Source organism: Meridianimarinicoccus zhengii, from assembly GCF_003254465.1.
In the GTDB taxonomy this organism is placed as follows: domain Bacteria; phylum Pseudomonadota; class Alphaproteobacteria; order Rhodobacterales; family Rhodobacteraceae; genus Meridianimarinicoccus; species Meridianimarinicoccus zhengii.
This window is the reverse complement of the sequence record NZ_QDFI01000026.1, coordinates 22,434-43,965: the sequence shown is the minus strand read 5'-3', so window position 1 is coordinate 43,965 and position 21,532 is coordinate 22,434. Positions and strand designations below refer to the sequence as shown.

The 21,532-nt window shown below is 67.7% G+C and carries 24 protein-coding genes; 23 read left to right on the top strand and 1 reads right to left on the bottom strand.

All coding sequences use genetic code 11. From position 1 onward, the window contains the following. Window positions 1-39 precede the first annotated feature (39 nt). From alaS to DDE13_RS10335, 3 genes are read left to right on the top strand one after another with little or no spacing between them, the layout of a single operon-like run. The gene (alaS, locus tag DDE13_RS10345) at window positions 40-2,706 is read left to right on the top strand and encodes an alanine--tRNA ligase (RefSeq protein ID WP_111404008.1); all 2,667 of its coding nucleotides are present in this window, start codon (window positions 40-42) and stop codon (window positions 2,704-2,706) included. After that, window positions 2,703-2,993, top strand: coding sequence for a DUF1330 domain-containing protein (locus DDE13_RS10340; RefSeq protein WP_111404007.1), 291 nt, complete (start codon window positions 2,703-2,705; stop codon window positions 2,991-2,993). The genes alaS and DDE13_RS10340 overlap by 4 nt, the downstream gene beginning before the upstream one ends. A gap of 17 nt (window positions 2,994-3,010) precedes the next feature. After that, complete coding sequence (locus DDE13_RS10335) at window positions 3,011-3,400, top strand: MOSC domain-containing protein (RefSeq protein ID WP_111404006.1); 390 nt, start codon at window positions 3,011-3,013, stop codon at window positions 3,398-3,400. Window positions 3,401-3,459: 59 nt separating this feature from the next. Here DDE13_RS10335 and DDE13_RS10330 read toward each other — a convergent pair whose 3' ends face one another. Beyond that, window positions 3,460-3,765: a hypothetical protein gene (locus DDE13_RS10330; protein WP_111404005.1), complete on the bottom strand. Its 306-nt coding sequence runs from the start codon at window positions 3,763-3,765 to the stop codon at window positions 3,460-3,462. A 228-nt stretch (window positions 3,766-3,993) separates the two neighbouring features. Here DDE13_RS10330 and fabF point away from each other — a divergent pair, with 228 nt between their 5' ends. From fabF to DDE13_RS10235, 20 genes are all read left to right on the top strand, one after another. Continuing rightward, on the top strand, window positions 3,994-5,256 hold the full coding sequence (fabF, locus tag DDE13_RS10325) for a beta-ketoacyl-ACP synthase II (RefSeq protein WP_111404004.1): 1,263 nt from the start codon (window positions 3,994-3,996) through the stop codon (window positions 5,254-5,256). Continuing rightward, window positions 5,256-6,410: an endolytic transglycosylase MltG gene (mltG, locus tag DDE13_RS10320; RefSeq protein WP_111404003.1), complete on the top strand. Its 1,155-nt coding sequence runs from the start codon at window positions 5,256-5,258 to the stop codon at window positions 6,408-6,410. The genes fabF and mltG overlap by 1 nt, the downstream gene beginning before the upstream one ends. Window positions 6,411-6,762: 352 nt before the next feature. After that, window positions 6,763-7,104, top strand: coding sequence for a hypothetical protein (locus tag DDE13_RS22825; protein ID WP_162630942.1), 342 nt, complete (start codon window positions 6,763-6,765; stop codon window positions 7,102-7,104). Continuing rightward, a complete protein-coding gene (locus tag DDE13_RS10315) occupies window positions 7,013-8,386 on the top strand; it encodes a DNA-packaging protein (protein WP_111404002.1) in 1,374 nt (457 codons plus the stop codon). The genes DDE13_RS22825 and DDE13_RS10315 overlap by 92 nt, the downstream gene beginning before the upstream one ends. A gap of 105 nt (window positions 8,387-8,491) precedes the next feature. Then, window positions 8,492-9,700 (top strand): phage portal protein, encoded by a 1,209-nt coding sequence (locus tag DDE13_RS10310; RefSeq protein ID WP_111404001.1) that lies wholly within the window; start codon window positions 8,492-8,494, stop codon window positions 9,698-9,700. Next, entirely contained in the window at window positions 9,697-9,957 is a 261-nt protein-coding gene (locus DDE13_RS10305; RefSeq protein ID WP_111404000.1) for a GTA head formation protein, RCAP_rcc01685 family, read from the top strand. Before DDE13_RS10310 ends, DDE13_RS10305 begins: the two co-directional genes overlap by 4 nt. A 4-nt stretch (window positions 9,958-9,961) precedes the next feature. Beyond that, window positions 9,962-10,534, top strand: a complete 573-nt coding sequence (locus DDE13_RS10300) for an HK97 family phage prohead protease (RefSeq protein WP_235868663.1) — start codon at window positions 9,962-9,964, stop codon at window positions 10,532-10,534. A gap of 35 nt (window positions 10,535-10,569) precedes the next feature. Further along, the gene (locus DDE13_RS10295; protein WP_111403999.1) at window positions 10,570-11,802 is read left to right on the top strand and encodes a phage major capsid protein; all 1,233 of its coding nucleotides are present in this window, start codon (window positions 10,570-10,572) and stop codon (window positions 11,800-11,802) included. Window positions 11,803-11,977: 175 nt separating this feature from the next. Then, the gene (locus DDE13_RS10290; protein ID WP_111403998.1) at window positions 11,978-12,577 is read left to right on the top strand and encodes a head-tail connector protein; all 600 of its coding nucleotides are present in this window, start codon (window positions 11,978-11,980) and stop codon (window positions 12,575-12,577) included. Continuing rightward, entirely contained in the window at window positions 12,574-12,912 is a 339-nt protein-coding gene (locus tag DDE13_RS10285; RefSeq protein ID WP_111403997.1) for a head-tail adaptor protein, read from the top strand. The genes DDE13_RS10290 and DDE13_RS10285 overlap by 4 nt, the downstream gene beginning before the upstream one ends. Beyond that, window positions 12,909-13,307: a DUF3168 domain-containing protein gene (locus tag DDE13_RS10280; protein WP_111403996.1), complete on the top strand. Its 399-nt coding sequence runs from the start codon at window positions 12,909-12,911 to the stop codon at window positions 13,305-13,307. The genes DDE13_RS10285 and DDE13_RS10280 overlap by 4 nt, the downstream gene beginning before the upstream one ends. 19 nt (window positions 13,308-13,326) lie before the next feature. Further along, window positions 13,327-13,740, top strand: coding sequence for a phage major tail protein, TP901-1 family (locus tag DDE13_RS10275; protein WP_111403995.1), 414 nt, complete (start codon window positions 13,327-13,329; stop codon window positions 13,738-13,740). Next, window positions 13,740-14,060, top strand: a complete 321-nt coding sequence (locus tag DDE13_RS10270; protein ID WP_111403994.1) for a gene transfer agent family protein — start codon at window positions 13,740-13,742, stop codon at window positions 14,058-14,060. Before DDE13_RS10275 ends, DDE13_RS10270 begins: the two co-directional genes overlap by 1 nt. Further along, complete coding sequence (locus DDE13_RS10265) at window positions 14,057-14,260, top strand: rcc01693 family protein (protein ID WP_111403993.1); 204 nt, start codon at window positions 14,057-14,059, stop codon at window positions 14,258-14,260. The genes DDE13_RS10270 and DDE13_RS10265 overlap by 4 nt, the downstream gene beginning before the upstream one ends. Beyond that, complete coding sequence (locus DDE13_RS10260; protein WP_111403992.1) at window positions 14,253-14,915, top strand: phage tail tape measure protein; 663 nt, start codon at window positions 14,253-14,255, stop codon at window positions 14,913-14,915. The genes DDE13_RS10265 and DDE13_RS10260 overlap by 8 nt, the downstream gene beginning before the upstream one ends. A gap of 21 nt (window positions 14,916-14,936) precedes the next feature. Beyond that, window positions 14,937-15,566, top strand: coding sequence for a DUF2460 domain-containing protein (locus DDE13_RS10255; RefSeq protein ID WP_111403991.1), 630 nt, complete (start codon window positions 14,937-14,939; stop codon window positions 15,564-15,566). After that, window positions 15,566-16,453 carry a DUF2163 domain-containing protein gene (locus DDE13_RS10250; RefSeq protein ID WP_111403990.1) on the top strand — a complete coding sequence of 296 codons (888 nt, stop codon included), beginning with the start codon at window positions 15,566-15,568 and terminating at the stop codon, window positions 16,451-16,453. Before DDE13_RS10255 ends, DDE13_RS10250 begins: the two co-directional genes overlap by 1 nt. Next, the gene (locus DDE13_RS10245) at window positions 16,450-16,893 is read left to right on the top strand and encodes an NlpC/P60 family protein (RefSeq protein WP_111403989.1); all 444 of its coding nucleotides are present in this window, start codon (window positions 16,450-16,452) and stop codon (window positions 16,891-16,893) included. The genes DDE13_RS10250 and DDE13_RS10245 overlap by 4 nt, the downstream gene beginning before the upstream one ends. After that, window positions 16,893-20,819, top strand: coding sequence for a baseplate multidomain protein megatron (locus tag DDE13_RS10240; RefSeq protein ID WP_111403988.1), 3,927 nt, complete (start codon window positions 16,893-16,895; stop codon window positions 20,817-20,819). The genes DDE13_RS10245 and DDE13_RS10240 overlap by 1 nt, the downstream gene beginning before the upstream one ends. After that, on the top strand, window positions 20,812-21,522 hold the full coding sequence (locus tag DDE13_RS10235) for a DUF2793 domain-containing protein (RefSeq protein ID WP_111403987.1): 711 nt from the start codon (window positions 20,812-20,814) through the stop codon (window positions 21,520-21,522). The genes DDE13_RS10240 and DDE13_RS10235 overlap by 8 nt, the downstream gene beginning before the upstream one ends. Window positions 21,523-21,532 lie beyond the last annotated feature (10 nt).

The following is a 21,532-nucleotide window of genomic DNA, read 5'->3' as shown; positions in this document are numbered from 1 at the left end:
CTACACCGCGCGAAAGCCGCGCAACCGAAAGACGGACCCATGGCCAGCCTGAACGATATCCGCCGGACCTTTCTCGATTATTTTGGCCGCAACGGGCATGCGGTGGTGGACAGCTCGCCGCTCGTGCCGCGCAACGACCCGACGCTGATGTTCACCGCCGCGGGCATGGTGCAGTTCAAGAACGTCTTCACCGGGGTCGAGCATCGGGATTACACCCGCGCCGCAACGGCGCAGAAATGCGTGCGCGCGGGCGGCAAGCACAACGATCTGGACAATGTGGGTTACACGGCGCGGCACCACACGTTCTTTGAAATGCTGGGGAATTTCAGCTTCGGTGACTATTTCAAGGACGAGGCGATCCCCTATGCATGGAACCTGCTGACGAAGGATTTCGGCATCGACGCGTCGAAGCTGCTGGTCACCGTCTATCACACCGATGACGAGGCCGTGGCGATCTGGAAGAAGGTGGCGGGCCTGCCGGATGACCGGATCATCCGGATCCCCACCGACGACAATTTCTGGTCGGCCGGTGCGACGGGCCCGTGCGGGCCGTGCACGGAGATCTTCTATGACCATGGCGACCATATCTGGGGCGGCCCGCCCGGAAGCCCCGAGGAAGACGGCGACCGGTTCATCGAGATCTGGAACCTCGTCTTCATGCAGTTCGAGGATTTCGCCGATGGCCGCCGCGAGAACCTGCCGAACCCGTCCATCGACACCGGCATGGGGCTGGAGCGGATCGGGGCGTTGTTGCAGGGCAAGCACGACAATTACGACACGGATCTCTTTCGCGCGCTGATCGAGGCGTCGGCCAACGCCACCAGCGCCGATCCCGACGGGCCGGGGCGCGTGCACCACAGGGTGATCGCGGATCACCTGCGGTCGACATCGTTCCTGATCGCGGACGGGGTGCTGCCCAGCAACGAGGGGCGCGGCTACGTGCTGCGCCGGATCATGCGGCGCGCCATGCGGCACGCGCATCTCCTGGGGGCGGAGGATCCGTTGATGCACCGGCTGGTGCCCGCGCTGGTTGGCCAGATGGGGCAGGCCTATCCGGAGCTGGGCCGCGCGCAGGGGCTGATCGCGGAAACGCTGCAATTGGAGGAGACGCGGTTCCGCCAGGCGCTCGACCGGGGTCTGCGGTTGCTGTCCGACGAGCTGGACAAGCTGCCCGATGGCAGCGACCTGCCGGGCGAGACGGCGTTCAAGCTGTACGACACGTTCGGGTTCCCGCTTGACCTGACGCAGGATGCGCTGCGCGAGATGGGCCGGGCGGTGGATATCGCCGGGTTCAACGCGGCAATGGCCGCGCAGAAGGCGCAGGCGCGGGCGGCATGGGCCGGGTCGGGCGAAACGGCGGAGGCCGCGATCTGGTTCGATCTGGCCGAGACCCATGGCGCGACCGAATTCCTTGGCTATGATACCGAGCGGGCCGAGGGCGAGATCCGCGCGCTCGTGCGCGACGGGGCGGCGCAGGACGTGGCCCGCGCGGGCGACAGCGTGGCCGTGGTGGTGAACCAGACCCCGTTCTATGCCGAATCCGGTGGGCAGGTCGGCGATACCGGCACCCTGCGGACCGGCACCGGGGCCGCGCGGATCACGGACACGAAGAAGATCAACGGCGTGTTCCTGCACATGGCCGAGGTGACCGAGGGCGAGATCACGCCCGGGCAGGGTGCCGTTCTGGAGGTCGATGGCGACCGCCGCACGCTGATCCGCGCCAACCATTCGGCGACCCACCTGCTGCACGAGGCGCTGCGCCACGCACTGGGCGACCATGTCGCGCAGCGAGGATCGCTGAACGCGCCCGACCGGCTGCGGTTCGATTTCAGCCATGCCAAGGCGCTGAGCATGGACGAACTCGCGCGGGTCGAGGCCGAGGTGAACGCCTATATCCGCCAGAACGCCCCGGTCGAGACGCGGATCATGACGCCCGATGCGGCGCGCGATCTGGGTGCGCAGGCACTCTTCGGCGAGAAATACGGCGATGAGGTGCGCGTGGTGTCCATGGGTCGGCAGGACGAGTCGGGCAAGGGCGCGGACGGCGCGACCTATTCGATCGAACTGTGCGGCGGCACCCATGTGCGCCAGACCGGCGATATCGGCATGTTCGTGACGCTGGGCGACAGCGCGTCGTCCTCGGGTGTGCGGCGGATCGAGGCGCTAACCGGGGCGGCGGCGTTCGATTACCTCGCGGCACAGGATCGGCGGCTTGCGGAGACTGCCACGGCGCTGAAGGCGCAGGCGGCGGATGTGCCGGACCGGGTGCGCGCGCTGCTGGACGAACGGCGCGCATTGCAGGCCGAACTGGCGGATCTGCGGCGGCAGCTGGCCATGGGCGGCGGCGGCGCGGACGGGGCAGCTGCGCGCGATGTGGGCGGCGTGAAGCTGATCGCGCAGGTGCTGTCGGGCGTGACCGGCAAGGATCTGCCCGCGCTGGTGGATGCGCACAAGGACAGGCTCGGGTCCGGGGCGGTTCTGCTGGTGGCAGACACGGGTGGCAAGGCGGCCATCGCCGCGGGCGTCACGGCGGACCTGACCGGGCGTCTGTCCGCGGTGGAGATGGTGCGCGCCGCGGCGGAAGCGATGGGCGGAAAGGGCGGTGGCGGCCGGGCGGACATGGCGCAGGCGGGAAGCCCGTCGGCGGAGAATGCCGATGCGGCCATCGCGGCCGTGGAGGCGCTGATCGGCGGGGCCGCGGCATGAGCGTGCTGTGGATTTCCCACGTCACCGTCACGGACCCGGAGCGCTATGGCCGCTATGCGACGCTGGCGACGGAAGCCATCGGCGCTCATGGCGGGGTGTTCCTGGTACGGGGCGGGGCGTTCCGGCAGATGGAAGGCCCCGAACGCCCCCGCAACGTGGTGGCGCGTTTCGCGGACATGGAGACGGCAGTGGCCTGCTACAATTCCGACATCTACCAGCGGGCGATGGAACATGCGCGCGGCGCGTGCGAGCGCGAACTCGTGATCGTCGAGGAACTGGCGCCCTGACGGATCTTGCAACCTTGATGGCGACCCATGCGCAGGCGGGCCGGGTGGACTGGATCGGCCTGCGCGCGGCGCGGCGCGGGCCGGTGGCATCCGTTGCACGGGCGGACATCACGCTGACCGGGCTGGACGGCGACCGGCACAGCCGCGCCAACGGGCGCGCTGTCACGCTGATCCAGGCGGAGCATTTGCCGGTGATCGCGGCGCTGATCGGGCAGGACGAGATCGACCCCGCGATCCTGCGGCGCAACATCGTGGTGTCGGGCATCAACCTGATCGCGCTGCGGGGCGTGGCGCTGCGGCTGGGCGGTGCGGTTGTCGAGATCGGCAAACCCTGCGCGCCCTGTTCGCATATGGCGGAAGCGCTCGGCCCGGGCGGCTACAATGCCATGCGTGGCCATGGCGGCTGAACCGCGCGGGTGCTGCAGGCCGGACCGGTGGCCGTCGGCGATGCCGTCGGGCCGGCAGGTTAGCGCCGCCGGATCAGACCGTTCTGTGCGGCTTGCGGGACGGCCCACTGGTTTTCCGGCAGCACGCCGCGCAGGGGGTCCGCGTTGAGCCCGGTATCGTCCACGAACTTGAAGGGCGCGGGACCGGCCAGAACTGGCTTCGCCCCCGGTGTGGCGGGCAGGCCCGGCACCTCGTCAAGGCCCGGCACGGCGGCGCCCGGCCCGAGATTGTCCAGCGGGCTGAGCGAAGCGGCGCCGACGGCGCCGGGCAGGGCGAGTGCCGCACAGAGCGCGACGGCGGCTGCGAACGGGCTGCGATGGGTCATGAGACGGCTCCTGCAAAGGTAAGAAAGGGATCGTGCGTGCAATGAAAACATGGGGTTGATCCCCATGGTTTAGCATCTCTGCATCGGGTGCGGCGACGGCGCATCGGTATGCTGGTTAATGGACTTTTGGTCAGGACCGCACAGGTTGATCTGCGCGGGCGCTTGCCCCGACCTGCCAGAGCGCGCTATCAGGCGGAGCACTGACATAACGGATTTCGGGGGCCGCGCATGCGCCGGGTAGTCGTCACGGGTTTGGGAATGGTCACGCCGCTGGGTTGCGGCGTGGAGCCGGTGTGGCAGCGCCTGCTTGCGGGGCAGTCCGGTGCGGGGACGATCACGCGCTTCGACGCGGGACACCTGGCCACGACCTATGCCTGTGAAATCCCGCTGGGCGACGGCAGCGACGGCAGCTTCAACCCCGACGACTGGATGGAGCCGAAGGAACGCCGCAAGGTGGACGATTTCATCCTTTACGGGCTTGCGGCGGCGGAGCAGGCCGTGCGGGATGCCGGTTGGACGCCCACCGATACCGAAAGCCTCGAACGTACGGGCGTGATGATCGGGTCAGGCATCGGCGGCCTGAGCAACATCGCGGATACGGCCGTGCTGCTGAAGGAACGGGGTCCGCGGCGGGTGTCGCCCTTCTTCATCCCCGGTGCGCTGATCAACCTGATCTCGGGGCAGGTGTCGATCCGCTACGGCTTCAAGGGGCCGAACCACGCGGTGGTGACGGCCTGTTCCACCGGCGCGCACGCCATCGGCGATGCGGCGCGGCTGATCCAGTGGGGCGACGCGGACGTGATGATCGCGGGCGGGGCGGAAAGCCCGATCTGCGAAATCGGCATCGCGGGGTTCAACGCGTGCAAGGCGCTGTCCACCAAGCGCGGCAACGATCCGCAATCCGCCAGCCGCCCCTATGACGCCGATCGCGACGGGTTCGTGATGGGCGAGGGTGCGGGTGTCGTCGTGCTGGAGGAGTACGAGCACGCCAAGGCGCGCGGGGCGACGATCCATGCCGAGGTGCTGGGATATGGCATGTCGGGCGACGCCTATCACATCACGGCCCCGTCCGAGACGGGCGAGGGCGCGGAACGGTCCATGCGCGCGGCGCTGAAGCGGGCGGGCATTGCCCCGGCCGCGGTGGATTACATCAACGCGCATGGCACATCGACCATGGCCGACACGATCGAGCTGGCGGCGGTGGAGCGGATGCTGGGCGATGCCGCGGCGCAGGCGACCATGAGTTCCACGAAATCCGCCATCGGGCATCTGCTGGGGGCCGCGGGCGCGGTGGAGGCGATCTTTTCCATTCTCGCCATCCGCGACCAGGTGGCGCCGCCGACCATCAACCTCGACAATCCAGATGTCGAAAGCAGGCTTGATCTTGCGCCCAACGCGGCGCGGTCGCGGACGATCGACGTGGCGCTGTCGAACAGCTTCGGCTTCGGGGGCACCAACGCGTCGCTCGTGCTGGGGCGGGTGGCGGCCTGATGCTGGTCTGGCGGTCCATCGCGTCGAACGCGCTGACCTTGTTCATCGTGATGCTGATCGGTGCGGCCATCGCCGTTGCCATGGCGCAGAACATGTGGCGCGCACCCGGGCCGCTGGCCGAGGCGATCTGCCTGAGCGTGCCGCGCGGGGCCACGATGGTCAGCGTGTCCGAGGACCTGGCCGAACGGGGGGCCGTGACGCACCCGGCGATGTTGCGGATCGGCGCGGAATACACCGACAAGGCGCAGCAGCTGAAGGCGGGCAATTTCCTGATCCCGGCGGAAAGCTCAATGGAGTCCATCGTCGATTTGGTGACGCGCAGCGGCGCGAGCACTTGCGGCAGCGAGATCATCCTGCTGGTGGGCGTGGCCGAGGCCGAGTTGCGGGTGCGGGAACTGGACCCGGCGACGGGGGAATTCGCGCAGATTGCCACGCTGGCGCTTGGGGAGCCGTTGCCCGACGCGGTCGCGCGGCTGATCGAGCAGGGTTTCGCGCGGACGCGGGTCACCGTTGCCGAGGGCGTGACCGAGTGGCAGATCGGGGAAAGCTTGCGGGTGGCCCCGTTCCTGACCGGGGGTCTTGGCGAGTTGCCGGGCGAGGGCTGGCTGGCCCCAGGAAGCTATGACGTGCCGATCGGGTCGGAACGGTCCCGGCTGGTGGCGCGGATGCAACTGGCACAGGAGGCGCAGCTGGCCGAACTGTGGCAGGCGCGCGCGCCGGACCTGCCGCTGGCTGATGCCTATGACGCGCTGATCCTGGCATCGATCATCGAGAAGGAAACGGCGGTGCCCGAGGAACGTCCCTGGGTGTCGAGCGTGTTCGTGAACCGGCTGAACCAGGGGATGCGGCTGCAGACCGACCCCACGGTGATCTATGGCGTGACCGAGGGGCAGGGTGTGCTTGGGCGCGGCCTGCTGCGCAGCGAGCTGAACCGGGCGACGCCGTGGAACACCTATGTCATCGAGGGGTTGCCGCCGACGCCCATCGCCAATCCGGGCCGCGCGGCGATCGAGGCCGCGCTGAACCCGGCGGACACGGATTTCCTTTTCTTCGTGGCCGATGGCACGGGTGGCCATGTCTTTGCGGAGACGCTGGCGGAGCACAATGTCAACGTGCAGCGCTGGCGGCAGATCGAGCAGCAGCGGAATCAGTGACGGTACCTGCGCCCTGCGGCGCCAGTGTGCGACGGCCCGCGCCGACGGCGGGCGGGGCTCGCGCGCGCAGCGCGACCCTTAGACGTGCCCGACCGCGTTAACGGTTTCAAGGCCGGGCAGGTGCTGAAAAACAAGGGTGTCGCGGGGTGTGCCGGGGTCGGAAAGTGACCGGAATCCTAACGCCGCGCACGGACTGGATTTGTTCCAAGTACTTGTTTCGATTGACAAAGCGAACGGTCCAAAGTAGAACTTGTGACAAGCTGGAAGACATGGGCAAGGCGGCAGGGGGCGACCCCGGGCCGCCTTTTCCATGGCTCTCTCGACGGGAAACGAGAGAGGCGGGTTTACGAACATGACACTGATTTACCCGAAGCCGGGTGAAGGCAGCGCCGAGGAGGTGTTCTCGGAGGCGCAGCAGACGTTTCATCGCGCGACGCGCGCGCTGAACAGGTTGGTCGACGAACTGGATGTCGGCGAACTGAGCAATGGCGGAGAGGCGAACAAGCTTCTCGGCCAGTTGAAACAGGCCTTGCAGACGGCCCTTGCCGAAAGGGAACGCCTTGAACAAAAAGCACGATCTGAAGCCGGCATCGTCAACGACTATGCCGTCGATTTCGACGCAGCCAGACTTGAGATCGGGCGGCGTCTTGCTTGCCTCCGCGCCGCAGGAAGTGCGGGAGGCATTTCTGAATGATCTCACGGAGGGGGCGCTTCTGGCGCTCCCTTACATCTTCGAATTCTGGGCGCTGGATCACCAATTGCCGCCCGAGGGCGACTGGCGGACATGGGTCATCATGGGCGGTCGCGGTGCGGGAAAGACGCGCGCCGGGGCCGAATGGGTGCGCGCCGAGGTGGAGGGGTCGAAGCCCCTCGAACCCGGCCGCTCCAAGCGCGTGGCGCTGGTGGGCGAGACCATCGAGCAGGTGCGCGAGGTCATGGTGATGGGCGACAGCGGGATCCTGGCCTGTTCGCCGCCCGACCGCCGCCCGGTGTGGGAAGCGACGCGCAAGCGGCTGGTGTGGCCCAACGGCGCCATCGCGCAGGTGTTTTCCGCCCATGAACCCGAAAGCCTGCGCGGCCCGCAATTCGACGCGGCCTGGGTGGACGAGCTGGCCAAGTGGAAGAAGGCCGAGGACGCCTGGGACATGCTGCAGTTCGGCCTGCGGCTGGGGCAGACGCCGCGGCAGGTGGTCACGACGACGCCGCGCAACGTGAGCGTCCTGAAACGCATTCTCGACAACGGGTCGACCGTGGTGACCCATGCGCCGACCGAGGCCAACAGCGCCTATCTCGCGGACAGTTTCCTGGCCGAGGTGCGGGCGCGCTATGCCGGCACGCGGCTGGGGAGGCAGGAGTTGGACGGTATCCTGCTGGAGGATGCCGAGGGTGCCCTGTGGACGCTGGCCATGCTGGAGGCGTTGCAGGTGGAACGTGTGCCGGATCTGGACCGCGTGGTCGTGGCGGTGGACCCGCCGGTGAGCGGGCACGGCACGTCGGACAGTTGCGGTATCGTCGTGGCGGGGGTGCGGATGTCCGGCCCGCCGCAGGACTGGGTCGCCTATGTGATCGAGGACGCGACCTTGCAGGGGGCCAGTCCCCGGGGCTGGGCCGAAGCAGCGCTGGCCGCGATGGCGCGGCACGGCGCCGACCGGCTGGTGGCCGAGGTCAACCAGGGCGGCAACCTTGTCGAAAGCGTGATCCGGCAGGTGGACCCGATGGTGCCGTTCCGCGCCGTGCGGGCCAGCCGGGGCAAGGCCGCACGGGCCGAACCCGTGGCCGCGCTTTATGAACAGGGGCGGGTGAAGCACCGCCGTGCGGCGCTGGCCGAACTGGAAGAGCAGATGTGCCAGATGACGGTGCGCGGTTTCGAGGGGCGCGGCAGCCCCGACCGGGTCGATGCGCTGGTCTGGGCGTTGCAGGACCTGGTGCTTGACCCGGCGGCGCGGTTCCGCCAGCCGCGGATGCGGCAGCTCTAGGCGCCGATCTGGCGCGCGGGGTCCTGGCCCCTGAATTCTGGAAACGATCGTGACCGCGCCCCTCGAGGCGCGAACCGCCCCGGCGGAAGGAGAGGACATGTGCCGATGAAACTGGATTTCCTGAAAACGCGCGCGGCCAAGGCTCCGCTCGATCCCCCGGCGGCGCCCTTGCAGCGCAAGTCTGTCACGGGGTCGGTGCTGGCCATGGCGGCGGCAAGCGCCGGGAGCGCGGCCGTCCCGCGCAATGGGGCAGCACTTGTGCGCGATGGCTTTGCCGGGAACCCGATCGGGTTTCGGTCGGTGAAGATGATCGCCGAGGCGGCGGCGGCGCTGCCGCTGGTGGTGCAGGATGCGACCTGCCGCTATGACTGTCACCCGGTGGCGGCGCTGCTGGCGCGGCCCAACCCGGGGCAGGGGCGGGCCGAGTTGCTTGAGGCGCTTTACGCGCAGCTTCTGCTGACCGGCAACGCTTATATCGAGGCCGTGGGCGGGGCGGAGGACGCGCGCCCGCTGGCGTTGCACGTCCTGCGCTCGGACCGGGTGACGGTGATCCCCGGTGCGGATGGCTGGCCCGCCGCCTATGAATACGCGGTGAGCGGGCGCAAGCGGCGGTTCGACATGGGAGGGACCGCCCCGGCGCTGTGTCATCTCAAGAGCTTTCATCCGACCGACGACCACTACGGACTGGCCCCGCTGCAGGCGGCGGCAGGGTCCGTGGCGGTGCACAATGCGGCGTCGCGCTGGTCGCGGGCGCTGCTGGACAACGCGGCGCGGCCTTCGGGCGCCATCGTCTATCGCAGCGAGGACCAGCACGGCACGATGCCAGCGGACCTGTACGACCGGCTGGTGGACGAAATCACCACCAATTACATGGGCGCGCGCAATGCCGGGCGGCCGATGCTGCTGGAAGGCGGGCTCGACTGGAAGCCCATGGGGTTCAGCCCGTCGGACATGGAGTTCCAGAAGACCAAGGAGAGTGCGGCGCGGGAGATCGCGCTGGCCTTCGGGGTGCCGCCCATGCTGCTGGGGATCCCCGGCGACGCGACCTATGCCAATTACCAGGAGGCGAACCGGGCGTTCTACCGGCTCACGGTGCTGCCGCTGGCAAGCCGGGTCGTGGCGCAGCTGGGCACGTTCCTGGCGCGGTTCGGGCCGGACGCGGTGGAGGTTCAGGTGGACCTCGACAAGGTGCCTGCGCTGTCGGTGGAGCGCGAGGCGCAGTGGCGCCGCGTGGCAGGGGCCGAATTCCTGACCGACGACGAGAAGCGGCAGATGCTCGGCTTTCCGCCGCGGGCGGACGAGGGGGGTACATGAGCGATCTGCGCCGTGCCCCCGGCGGGTCGCGCTTCCTTTACGAGCCGTTCGATTACGGCCCGGCGCAGGTGCGGGAGGCCCATGAGCGGCTGCTGCAGATGCAGTTCGAGGGCATCGACGGGCGGCTGACCCGGATCGAGGCGGTGATGGAGCGGCTGGAGCGGCGACTCTGGCTGACGGTGTATGGCGTGGTGGCCACGATCCTGGCGCAGGCCATCGGGTCGCTGTCCGCCGGGCCGCTGGTAGGAGGGCTTTGAGGCGATGAGCGTGATGATGGAGCACGGGCTGGAGCGGAAGTTCTGTCAGCTCGAGGCGAACGTGGAACTGGTCGGGGAGGCGGGGATCGAGGGTTATGCCTCGCGCTTCGGCGAGGTGGACCAGGGCGGCGATCTTGTGGCGGCAGGGGCCTATGGCGCATCGCTTGCGCGGCTCGCGTCCTGCGGGCGGGCGGTGAAGATGCTGTGGCAGCATGATCCGACCCAGCCCATCGGTATCTGGGACGAGGTCCGCGAGGACGCGCGGGGCCTTTACGTCAAGGGCCGGTTGTTGACCGAGGTCGCCCGCGCACGGGAAGCCGCGACGCTGCTGGCGGCGGGTGCCATCGACGGGCTGTCCATCGGCTACCGTACGGTGCGCGCCCACAAGAACGAAGACGGCCGGCGCGTGCTGGCCGAGATCGATTTGTGGGAGGTGTCGCTTGTCACCTTCCCGATGCTGCCCACGGCACGGGTCGGCGCGAAGGCGGAAACGCCGCCCGCGACCGACGGTGCGCTGTGGCACGAACTGGCGGAGGTCGTCACGGACGCCCGCCGTCGTCTGGCCTGCACGGACTGAGCCGGCCGATCCCCCAGAGAGAGGAAAGAGAACTGATGAGTACCCCCGAGACGAAGGCTCGGGCCGGGATCGGCATGTCTGCCGCCCCCGCCCCCGTGCAGGGCCCCGGCACCGCGCCCGGTCCGGTGCACGAGATGAAGACCGCGCTGGGCGGCCTGATGGACGACCTGACCGCGTTTCGCACTGCAATCACCGATCAACTCAAGGCACAGGAAGAGAAGCTGACCATGCTTGACCGCAAGACCGCGCTGGCCGCGCGCCCCGCACTGTCCACCGGCACCGACACCGACCTGACACACAAGCATGCCTTTGGAGGCTACCTGCGCAGCGGCGACGACGACGGCCTGCGCCACCTTCCGCTGGAGGCCAAGGGCATGTCCACGGCGATCGATGCCGACGGCGGGTTCCTCGTCGATCCCCAGACATCGGCCACGATCCAGTCGGTGCTGCGGGCGAACGCGTCGATCCGGTCGATTTCGACCGTGGTGAATGTCGAGGCCAATTCCTACGACGTGCTCGTGGACCATTCGGACCTGGGCTACACGTGGACGAACGAGACGGCGTCGCTGATCGAGACGGACGCACCGAAGATCAGCCGCATCTCGATCCCGCTTCACGAACTGTCGGCGCTGCCCAAGGCCAGCCAGCGGCTGCTTGACGACAGCGCATTCGACATCGAGGGCTGGCTGGCTGCGCGCATCGCGGACAAGTTCACCCGTGCCGAGGCCGGTGCCTTTGTCAGCGGCGATGGCGTGGACAAGCCGCGCGGGTTCCTCGATCACCCTATGGTGCCGCAGGCATCCTGGGCCTGGGGTAGCCTTGGCTACATCGCGTCGGGGCAGGATGGCGACTTTTCGTCGAGCGCCCCGTCCGACCCGATCATCGAACTGGTCTATGCCCTTGACGCGCAATACCGCAGCAACGCGAGCTTCGTGATGAATTCAAAGACCGCGGGGGCAGTGCGCAAGATGAAGGACGCGGATGGCCGGTTCCTGTGGTCCGACGGTCTGGCCGCGGCGGAACCCGCGCGGCTGATGGGCTACCCGGTCCTGATCGCCGAGCAGATGCCCGATATCGGGTCGGGGACGGCCGCCGTTGCCTTCGGGGACTTCGCCGCGGGCTACACCATCGCCGAGCGCCCCGACCTGCGCGTGCTGCGCGATCCGTTCTCGGCCAAGCCCCACGTCCTGTTCTATGCCACCAAGCGCGTGGGCGGCGACGTGAGCGACTTCGCGGCGATCAAGCTGCTGCGCTTCTCGGCCAGCTGATCCGCCAACCCGATTGGGCCGCGCGACGGTGAAGCGCGCGGTCCATAGGGGTGGCGGTCCGCCTTCGGGCACGCGCTGTCCAGCTTTCCCTTCCGTCAGAGCGGCGCGGATGGGCGGCCACCCCGCCCTTGATCCCCGGGTTCTGACCCGTCCCTGACAAGACCGGAGACACTTCATGATGCTAGACGAATTGACGCCGATTGCCTTGGGCGACCTGCCGATGGCAGGCCTGCGCGCGCAATTGCGGCTGGGCACCGGCTTTGCGGACGACGATCTGCAGGACCCGGTGCTGGAGGTTGCGTTGCGTGCGGCGCTGGCGGCGATCGAGGCGCGCACCGGCAAGGTGCTGTTCGAGCGTGCCTTCCGCTGGAAGACGGGAGCCTGGCGCAATCCGCGAGTTCAGCCCTTGCCGGTGGCGCCGGTGACTGGACTCGTGTCGCTGAGCATCGTGACCCGCACCGGTGACATGATGATGGTGGACATGGGCGAGGTGGTCCTGGAAGAGGACACGCACCGCCCGTTGTTGCACGCAGTGCGACCGTGCCTGCCGAACATTCCCGCGCTGGGCCACGCGGTGCTGACCTTCACCGCCGGATACAGCGCGGATTGGGGTGGGATGCCGCCGGATCTTGCTCAGGCGGTGCTGCTGCTGGCGGCGCATTTCTATGACGTGCGCCACGAGGGTGGCGAGCACGACGGCAACATGCCGTTCGGCGTCACGACGTTGATCGACCGGTATCGCACTGTGCGTGTGCTGGGATCGGTGAGCGCATGAGCGCCCGGGTACGGCGCTGGCCGCTGGTGCTGGAACGCGCGGGACGGACGGCGGATGGCGCGGGCGGCGTCGTGACGACCTGGGCTGCGCAGGGCACGCTCTGGGCCGACGTCCAAATAGCAGGCGGGCGCGAAACACTTGTCGGCGGGCGGGGCGCATCGGTTCAGGAATACCGGATCACCGTGCCCGCCGCGCCCCACGGTGCTCCGTCTCGTCCCACAGCGCGGGACCGGTTCCGGCATGGTGCGCGGGTGTTTCATATCCTCGCTGTCGGGGAGGTGGACGCGAAGGGGCGCCTGCTGCGCTGTCGTGCGCGTGAGGAGGTAAGCCCATGACCTATGCATTGGCAGCGCCGCTTCAGGCGGCGGTCCATGAGCGGCTGACGGGCGACCCTGCACTGGCCGGTGTTCCGGTCTTCGATTCGACGCCCGGGGAAACGGTGGCCTCGGTTCACGTCGTGCTCGGGTCCGAGGATGTGCGCGACCGGTCGGACAAGACCGGGCGGGCTGCGCAACATCGCTTCGTCCTGACGGTCGCGGGCGACGGCGGCGGATTTCACGCGCTGAAGCAAACGGCGGCGGCGGTCGAGGCCGCCCTGGGCGCAGGACTGACTTTGGCGCGGGGGCGCGTGGCTTTCCTGCGTTTCGAACGGGCGGTCGCACGGCGCGACCGGGACGGTACGCGGCGGCGGGTGGAGATGACCTTCCGCGCGCTGCTGGATGACAACTGACCAAAGATCGGAGACCGAGATGGCGGTGCAAAGCGGCAAGGACCTGTTGATCAAGATCGATATCGACGGGGCTGGGGATTTCCAGACGGTGGCGGGCCTGCGTGCCAGCCGCCTGACATTCAACGCCGAGACGGTGGATGTGACGAGCCTCGACAGCGCCGGGGGATGGCGCGAATTGCTGGGCGGTGCGGGCATGCGGTCGGCCAGCCTTTCGGGGTCGGGCGTGTTCCGCGATGCGGCAACCGATGCCCGCGCGCGTTCGGTGTTCTTCGCGGGCGAGGTGCCCCGGTTCCAGGTGGTGATCCCGGATTTCGGCGTGGTGGAGGGTGCGTTCCAGATTACCGCGCTGGAATACGCGGGCAGCCATGACGGTGAGGCGACCTACGAGATGTCTATGGCGTCGGCCGGGGCGCTGGCGTTCTCGGCGCTGTGATGGGCAACCCTTGGGCGGGCGAGGTGTGCCTGACCATCGACGGTCAGGCGCACAGGCTGAAGCTGACTCTGGGCGCGCTGGCTGAACTGGAGGCAGCGCTCGAGCAGGACACGCTCGTGGATCTGGTGACACGTTTCGAAAGCGGGGCCTGTTCGAGCCGCGACGTTCTGGCGTTGATCGTGGCGGGTCTGCGCGGTGGTGGCTGGCAGGGTGATCCGGGGGACCTGATGACCGCCGAGATCGCGGGCGGGCCGATGGCCGCGGCGCAGGCGGCGGCGCATCTGCTGGTACGTGCCTTCAGTGTGCCTGCGCCGCGATGACGGGACTCGACTGGCCGGGACTGATGCGTGCCGGGCTGACCGGGTTGCGGCTGCGCCCGGCAGAGTTCTGGGCGCTGACCCCGGCGGAGCTGTTCATGATGCTGGGGCTGGACGAGGGCGCGGGCCCGCTGGACCGCGCTGGGCTGGAAACGCTGATGGCACGTTTCCCCGATGGGCCGAAAGGGCAGGACGATGGTTGAGATCGAAGGAACCGACAGTTTCGAGGAACAAATGCGCGGGTTGGAGGAAAGCCTTGCTGGCGCGCAGAGTGTCGCGTCGGGATTCGCCGGTGAATTGCAACAGATCCGTACCACGATGGCGGACACGGGGCGCGAGGTTCGTACGCTTTCGAACGGAATCAGCCGGGGTTTGCGCGGCGCGTTCGAGGGGATGGTGTTCGACGGCATGAAGGCGTCGGACGCGCTGCGCGAGGTCGGCAAGTCGATCCTCAGCTCGGCGTATTCGGCGGCGATCAATCCGGTCAGCCGTCACCTGGGCAAGATCGCGGGTGCGGGGATCGAGTCGGTGATCGGCGCGGCGATGCCCTTTGCCAATGGCGCGCCCTTTGCGCAGGGCCGGGTCATGCCCTTTGCCCGGGGGGGGATCGTGAGTGCGCCCACCACGTTCCCGATGCGCGGTGGCTCCGGGCTGATGGGTGAGGCCGGGCCGGAGGCGATCATGCCGCTTACACGCGGGCCCGATGGCAAGCTGGGTGTGCAGGCCGCGGGTGGGGGGCGCCCGGTCACGGTGGTGATGAACGTGACTACGCCCGATGCGGGCAGTTTCCAGCGGTCGCAATCGCAGATCGCGGCGCAACTGGGCCGCGCGCTGGGGCGTGGCCAACGCGCGCGCTGAGCGAACAGGAAAGGATGGAACATGGGATTTCACGAAGTGCGGTTCCCGACGTCGCTGAGCTTCGGTTCGGCGGGCGGGCCTGTGCGGCGCACGGATGTCGTGACGCTGGCCAACGGTTTCGAGGAGCGTAACACGCCCTGGGCACATTCACGCCGCCGTTACGACGCGGGTCTTGGTGTGCGGTCGCTTGACGACGTGGCCGTGCTGACCGCGTTTTTCGAGGCGCGGCAAGGGCAGCTTTACGGGTTCCGTTGGAAGGACTGGGCGGATTACAAGAGCTGCCAGCCTTCGGCGGCTGTCGCCGCGACGGATCAGCAGATCGGCGTCGGCGATGCCGTCCGGCGTGGGTTCCCCTTGGCCAAGATGTACGAGTCCGGATCGGAAAGTTATCTCCGCCCGATCGCGAAGCCGATTGCCGGCACGGTTCGCGTTGCGCTCGATGGTATCGAGCAGCCTGAGAGCGTGTTCTCGGTTGATCTGAGCACCGGTCTTGTGACGCTTGCCCTGCCGCCTGCAGCCGGGGTGGTCGTGACCGCGGGTTTCGAGTTCGACGTGCCAGTGCGGTTCGACACGGATCAGATCGTGACGTCGGTCGCCAGCTTCCAGGCCGGGGACGTGCCGGATGTGCCCGTTCTCGAGGTGCGGGTCTGATGGCCGTTTCCGAGGCGCTGGCCGCGCATCTGGCTGCCGGTACAACAACACTTTGTCGATGCTGGGCCGTTGCGCGGCGGGACGGTGTCACGCTAGGGTTCACCGATCACGATAACGATCTGGTCTTCGACGGCGTTCTGTTTCGTGCCGATAGCGGGCTGACCGGCCAGGCGTTGCAGCAGACCACCGGGTTGGCCGTCGATAACGGCGAAGCGCTGGGGGCCCTGCAGTCGGACGCGGTGACTGAAGCCGATCTCGTGGCCGGACGGTACGACGCGGCAGAGGTTCGCGCATGGCTCGTGAACTGGACGAATATCGCGGAACGGCACCTTCTGTTTCGCGGCACCATCGGCGAGGTACAGACCGGCGGTGGCGGTTTCCGGGCAGAACTGCGTGGCCTGACCGAGAGCCTTGGGCAGCCCATGGGCAGGGTCTATCAGCGTCACTGCAATGCGCGGCTTGGCGATGCAGCTTGTGCAGTGGACATGGCCAGCCCAGCCTACTCTGCCGAGGCGAATGTTATCGACGCGGTCGGAGGGCAGGCGCTGCGCCTGTCCGGTCTTTCGAGCTATGGTGCCGATTGGTTCGCCCGTGGCAAACTGGATGTTCTCAGCGGCGCGGCGACCGGTCTGTCCGCGATGATCAAGTCCGACGCGCTGGACGGCGCGGAGCGGCGGATCGATCTGTGGCAGGAACTGCGCGCGACTCTGGCCGCCGGTGACCGCGTGCGCGTCCAGGCCGGGTGCGACAAGCGCGCCGAGACCTGTAAGGCCAAGTTCGGAAACTTTTCTCGGTTCCGCGGGTTTCCGCATATCCCCGGCGAGGACTGGCTGATGGCGGTGCCGAAGTCAGGTGGTTCGAACGGCGGCGGGAGCCTGAACCGATGAGCAGGGGCGAGATCGCGGTCAAGATCGCGCGGCATTGGCTGGGCACACCTTATCGCCACCAGGCGAGCGTACGGGGTGCCGGATGCGATTGTCTTGGCCTTGTGCGCGGGGTCTGGCGTGGACTCTACGGTGTCGAACCAGAGGTGATCCCGCCTTACACTGCGGACTGGGCGGAGCCTGACGGTCACGAGGCGCTTTGGCTGGCGGCGCTGCGGCGGCTTGATGCGTGTCCCGCCGCTGAAGACGTGGTCGGCACCGTTTTGCTGTTCCGGATGCGCGATGGCGGAATAGCCAAGCATCTCGGGATCCAGTGCGAAGCCGGCATCGCCCCCACATTCATCCATGCATACGACCGGCACGGGGTTGTCGAAAGCCCCCTATCCGAGCCGTGGCGGCGGCGGGTCGTCGCGCGTTTCGCCTTTCCCGAGGAGACGATCTGATGGCGACATTGCTTCTATCAGCAGCGGGTGCTGCGGCGGGCAGCGCCGTTGGCGGGTCGGTTCTAGGCCTTTCGGCGGCCGCCATAGGGCGGGCCGTCGGTGCAACTGTCGGGCAGTTGATCGACCAACGGTTGATGGGGTCGGGATCGGACGTCGTCGAACGCGGTCGGATCGACAGGTTCCGGCTGACCGGCGCAAGCGAGGGCGCGGCCGTGGCGCAGCTTTACGGGCGCATGCGCATCGCGGGGCAGGTGATCTGGGCGTCGGAGTTTTCCGAGGCGCGCAGCACGGAACGGGTGTCCGGTGGCAAGGGGCGGCCGAAAGGTCCGAGCGTCACGACCTATAGCTACAGCGTGAGCCTTGCCGTCGCACTATGCGAAGGGCAGATCAGCCACGTTGCCCGGATTTGGGCGGATGGCGAGGAATTGCCACGCGGCGGCGTCTCGATGCGGGTTTATCCCGGCTCCGAATGGCAGGTCGCGGACCCGAAGATCGCGGCTGTCGAGGGGGTCGGGAATGCACCGTCCTATCGCGGCACGGCCTATGTGGTGTTCGAGGATCTCGACCTGACACCCTTTGGCAATCGCGTTCCGCAGTTCACGTTCGAAGTGGTGCGCCCGGAGCAGGCCGCGGCTCAGGATGCCGCGCGCTCGATGGTCGATGGCGTGCGCGCGGTCGCGCTCATTCCGGGCACGGGGGAATACTCGCTGGCCACCACGCCGGTTCACTATGCCGAAGGTCCGGGCCGCAACACGCCAGCAAACATGAGCAATACGCTGGCCGCGACCGATTTTCTCGCATCCATGGACAGCTTGCAGACGGAGCTGCCGAATTGCGGCGCGGTGTCGCTGGTCGTGTCGTGGTTCGGGGACGACTTGCGCTGCGGACAGGCCGCGATCCGGCCCAAGGTCGAACACAAGTTTGCCGATGGTGCGCCGATGCCCTGGCGCGTGGCCGGGTTGGACCGCGTCAGTGCGCGCGAGGTACCGAGGCTCGACGGCAAGTCTGTCTACGGCGGCACGCCGGCGGACGCTGCGGTGGTCGAGGCGATCCGAAACATCCGCGCGCGCGGGCAGCATGTGCTGTTCTATCCGTTCATCCTGATGGAGCAGCTTCCTGGCAATACGCTGCCTGATCCGTGGACAGGTGCAGCCGGACAGCCGGAACTGCCGTGGCGTGGGCGGATCACCACGTCGATCGCGCCGGGGCGTCCCGGCAGCCCTGATGGAACTGCGGCTGCGTCAACGGAGGTCGAAGCTTTTTTCGGGTCCGCCCGTGCCTCGGATTTCCGGATCGAAGGTGAAGAGGTCATCTATTCCGGTCCCCCGGAGTGGGGAATGCGACGGTTCATTCTACACTACGCGGCGCTTTGTGCTGCCGCAGGGGGCGTGGGGTCGTTCTGCATCGGGTCGGAGATGCGCGCCCTGACCCAGATCCGCGGCGCCGGTAACAACTTCCCGGCCGTGGCCGAGTTCATGAGCCTGGTGCAGGACGTACGCACGCTTCTCGGGCCGGACGTGAAACTGAGCTATGCGTCCGACTGGTCGGAATACTTCGGCTACACGCCGCAGGACGGGTCTGGCGACCATTTCTTCCATCTCGATCCGCTTTGGGCGCACCCCGATATCGATTTCATCGGGATCGACAACTACATGCGAATCTCGGACTGGCGTGCGGGGGAGGACCACCTCGATGCCGACTGGGGCTCCATCTACAACCTCGAATACCTCAAGGCGAATGTCGCAGGTGGAGAGGGGTATGACTGGTACTACCCCGATGCGGCGGCGGCAGAGACGCAGTTGCGCGTGCCGATCACCGATGGTGCCTACGGCGAGCCGTGGGTCTTTCGTTACAAGGACCTGCAGAACTGGTGGTCGAACGCGCATCACGACCGGATGGGTGGCGTGCGGCAGGCAGGGCCGACCCCCTGGCAGCCGCAATCGAAGCCTTTCTGGTTCACCGAACTGGGCTGTGCGGCGCTGGACAGCGCGACCAACCAGCCGAACAAGTTCATCGATCCGAAATCGTCCGAGTCGGTGTTGCCGCGCGGGTCCAACGGTGCACGCGACGACCTGATCCAGATGCAGTATCTGCGCGCCACCTACGCGCATTGGGCCGACGCCGCAAGGAACCCGGTTTCACCGATCTATGGCGGGCCGATGGTGGACATGGGACGGGCATTCGTCTGGGCATGGGATGCGCGACCCTATCCCTGGTTTCCGGGGCGCACGGACCTTTGGACAGATGGGCCGAACTACATCCGTGGACACTGGCTGAACGGACGTACCGGCGCGCAACTGCTGGCAACGGTGGTGCGCGAGATCTGTGGGCGGGCCGGTCTTCACGACCCGGACGTGTCGGAACTGCATGGGCTTGTCCGCGGCTATTGCGTGCCCGAGACCGGATCGGCCCGACAGGCGCTTGAGCCGCTGATGCTGGCCTACGGGTTCGACGTACACGAACGCGACGGGCAGCTTGTGTTCCGAAACCGCGACGAGCGCGTGCGGCGAATGGTTTCGGTGGACATGCTGGCGCGGCATCCCGATCAGGACATCGATCTGGACCGGACGCGCGCAGCGCGGGCGGAGATCGCGGACCGTGTGCGGCTTTCCTATGTCGCGGCCGATGGCGTGTTCGATATCAAGGCGATGGAGACCGCGCTGCCAGGAGCCGAGAGCGACGTGGCTGCGCAGTCGGAACTGAACCTCGTGCTGACGGCTGCCGAGGCTCGTGCGATCACGGAGAGATGGCTGGCCGAGGCCGGAGCAGCCCGGGATTCGGCGCGCTTCGCCTTGCCGCCCTCGTGTCTTGAGCTTGGCGCCGGGGACGTGGTGGGCCTGGACATGGGATCGGAACGCGCCCGCTACCGCATCGATCGCTGCGAGTCCCAGGGGATTCAGGTGATCGAGGCCGTCCGCGTGGAGCCGGGCATCTACCTGTCGGGAAAGCCCGTGGAAGAGATCGCGCCGATCCGTGCAACGAACGCGCCTGTGCCGCCGTCGCCGGTCTTCATGGACCTGCCGCTTCTGCGGAGCGATGCCGTGCCCCATGCGCCATGGATTGCGGTCGCGGCGCGGCCGTGGCCGGGCGATGTCGCGGTATTCGGGTCTGGAAGCACCGCTGACTTTCGGCTGAACACGGTCGTATCGCGTGCGGGGATTGTCGGTGTGACGCGGTCTTCGATGGCTTGGGCCCAGCCGGGCTTGCCGGACAGGGGTGCACCACTTCGCGTGGAACTGTCGGACGGTGCATTGTCATCGGTCACGCGGGAGATGCTCTTGTCCGGGGCGAATGCGATGGCAATCGGGGACGGGGGAACGGCGGGATGGGAGATTTTCCAGTTCGAACGCGCGGAACTTGTGGGACCCGATGTCTATGACCTGAGCCTGCGCCTGCGCGGGCAATTAGGAACGGAAGCCGACATGCCTCCCGTATGGCCCGCGGGCAGCCTTGTCGTGCTGCTGGACGATGCCGTGCAGCAGATCGATCTCCCTTCTGACGCACGCGGGCTGGTTCGGTACTTCCGTGTCGGGCCTGCATCCCAGCCCATGAGCGCCCCGAGCTTCGTTCCGTCAGAGCGCGTTTTTGCCGGCAACGGCCTGCGACCGCTGGCGCCTGTCCATCTTCGGAAGCGGCAGGCGGCGGATGGATCGCATGTTCTAAGCTGGGTGCGGCGGACTCGGATCGACGGGGATCTCTGGTCATTGGCGGATGCGCCGCTCGGTGAGGCCTTCGAGCAATATGCAGTGCGGATCTACACCGGCGCCGGGCTGCGCCGCGAGGTGATCGTCAGCACGCCAAGCTGGGTCTACCCCGCCGATCTGCGTTCTGCGGATGGTGCTCTTGGCGGCTATGACTTGCGCGTCGCGCAGATTTCGGACCGGTACGGTGCCGGGTCCTTTGGAAAGGTGACACTCCATGGTTAAGACCGCGAACCTTGAACTGCCGCTGGTACAGGCGGCGCAGGCACAAAAGCACGTGACCGTGAACGAAGCGCTGGCGCTGATCGATGCAGCCGCACAGCTGCGGCTGGAGTCGGTGACCCTGGAGACCCCGCCTTCCGTCGGGGTGGACGGCATGGCGTTCTTCGTGCCGCCCGCCGCAACCGGGGACTGGGCGCTGCATCCGGGCAAGCTGGCCGTGTTCTCGAACGGCGGCTGGATTTTCGTGACGCCGCGGGCCGGCTGGCGTGCCTGGATCGTGGACAGGGCCGAGGCCGCGGTCTTCGATGGTCTGGCATGGGTGGCGGGAGCCTTGGCGGTGTCGCCCAACGGCGCCGCCTTGCAGGCCGAGACCGTGGAGATCGACGTGAACCTTGCGGAAGGCACGGAGGTTGAAAGCGATCCAGTCATTCCCGCGAAGGCTGTCGTGATCGGGGTGTCGGGTGTCGTATCGCAGGCGATCACTGGAACTTTGTCGTCCTGGCGCATTGGCGTTGTCGGCGGCCCGGACCGCTATGGCAGCGGGTTGGGGGTCTCGCTTGGGTCCTGGGTACAAGGCGTCACGGGCCAGCCGCAGGCATATTATGTGCCCACCCCGCTGCGGCTGGAGGCCGAGGGCGGCGCGTTCGCAAGCGGGCGCGTGCGCCTTGCGGTGCATCTGCTCCGCGTCGGTATCCCGCGAGTGTGAGAGGGCGGCG

Coding starts and splice junctions, on each gene's coding strand:
- DDE13_RS10340 (WP_111404007.1), top strand. CDS start 2,703: ATGAGCGTGCTGTGGATTTCCCACGTCACCGTCACGGACCCGGAGCGC.
- DDE13_RS10295 (WP_111403999.1), top strand. CDS start 10,570: ATGAGTACCCCCGAGACGAAGGCTCGGGCCGGGATCGGCATGTCTGCC.
- DDE13_RS10270 (WP_111403994.1), top strand. CDS start 13,740: ATGGGCAACCCTTGGGCGGGCGAGGTGTGCCTGACCATCGACGGTCAG.
- DDE13_RS10275 (WP_111403995.1), top strand. CDS start 13,327: ATGGCGGTGCAAAGCGGCAAGGACCTGTTGATCAAGATCGATATCGAC.
- fabF (WP_111404004.1), top strand. CDS start 3,994: ATGCGCCGGGTAGTCGTCACGGGTTTGGGAATGGTCACGCCGCTGGGT.
- alaS (WP_111404008.1), top strand. CDS start 40: ATGGCCAGCCTGAACGATATCCGCCGGACCTTTCTCGATTATTTTGGC.
- mltG (WP_111404003.1), top strand. CDS start 5,256: ATGCTGGTCTGGCGGTCCATCGCGTCGAACGCGCTGACCTTGTTCATC.
- DDE13_RS10290 (WP_111403998.1), top strand. CDS start 11,978: ATGATGCTAGACGAATTGACGCCGATTGCCTTGGGCGACCTGCCGATG.
- DDE13_RS22825 (WP_162630942.1), top strand. CDS start 6,763: ATGACACTGATTTACCCGAAGCCGGGTGAAGGCAGCGCCGAGGAGGTG.
- DDE13_RS10235 (WP_111403987.1), top strand. CDS start 20,812: ATGGTTAAGACCGCGAACCTTGAACTGCCGCTGGTACAGGCGGCGCAG.
- DDE13_RS10335 (WP_111404006.1), top strand. CDS start 3,011: ATGGCGACCCATGCGCAGGCGGGCCGGGTGGACTGGATCGGCCTGCGC.
- DDE13_RS10245 (WP_111403989.1), top strand. CDS start 16,450: ATGAGCAGGGGCGAGATCGCGGTCAAGATCGCGCGGCATTGGCTGGGC.
- DDE13_RS10255 (WP_111403991.1), top strand. CDS start 14,937: ATGGGATTTCACGAAGTGCGGTTCCCGACGTCGCTGAGCTTCGGTTCG.
- DDE13_RS10250 (WP_111403990.1), top strand. CDS start 15,566: ATGGCCGTTTCCGAGGCGCTGGCCGCGCATCTGGCTGCCGGTACAACA.
- DDE13_RS10300 (WP_235868663.1), top strand. CDS start 9,962: ATGAGCGTGATGATGGAGCACGGGCTGGAGCGGAAGTTCTGTCAGCTC.
- DDE13_RS10285 (WP_111403997.1), top strand. CDS start 12,574: ATGAGCGCCCGGGTACGGCGCTGGCCGCTGGTGCTGGAACGCGCGGGA.
- DDE13_RS10310 (WP_111404001.1), top strand. CDS start 8,492: ATGAAACTGGATTTCCTGAAAACGCGCGCGGCCAAGGCTCCGCTCGAT.
- DDE13_RS10260 (WP_111403992.1), top strand. CDS start 14,253: ATGGTTGAGATCGAAGGAACCGACAGTTTCGAGGAACAAATGCGCGGG.
- DDE13_RS10305 (WP_111404000.1), top strand. CDS start 9,697: ATGAGCGATCTGCGCCGTGCCCCCGGCGGGTCGCGCTTCCTTTACGAG.
- DDE13_RS10330 (WP_111404005.1), bottom strand. CDS start 3,765: ATGACCCATCGCAGCCCGTTCGCAGCCGCCGTCGCGCTCTGTGCGGCA.
- DDE13_RS10315 (WP_111404002.1), top strand. CDS start 7,013: ATGCCGTCGATTTCGACGCAGCCAGACTTGAGATCGGGCGGCGTCTTG.
- DDE13_RS10280 (WP_111403996.1), top strand. CDS start 12,909: ATGACCTATGCATTGGCAGCGCCGCTTCAGGCGGCGGTCCATGAGCGG.
- DDE13_RS10240 (WP_111403988.1), top strand. CDS start 16,893: ATGGCGACATTGCTTCTATCAGCAGCGGGTGCTGCGGCGGGCAGCGCC.
- DDE13_RS10265 (WP_111403993.1), top strand. CDS start 14,057: ATGACGGGACTCGACTGGCCGGGACTGATGCGTGCCGGGCTGACCGGG.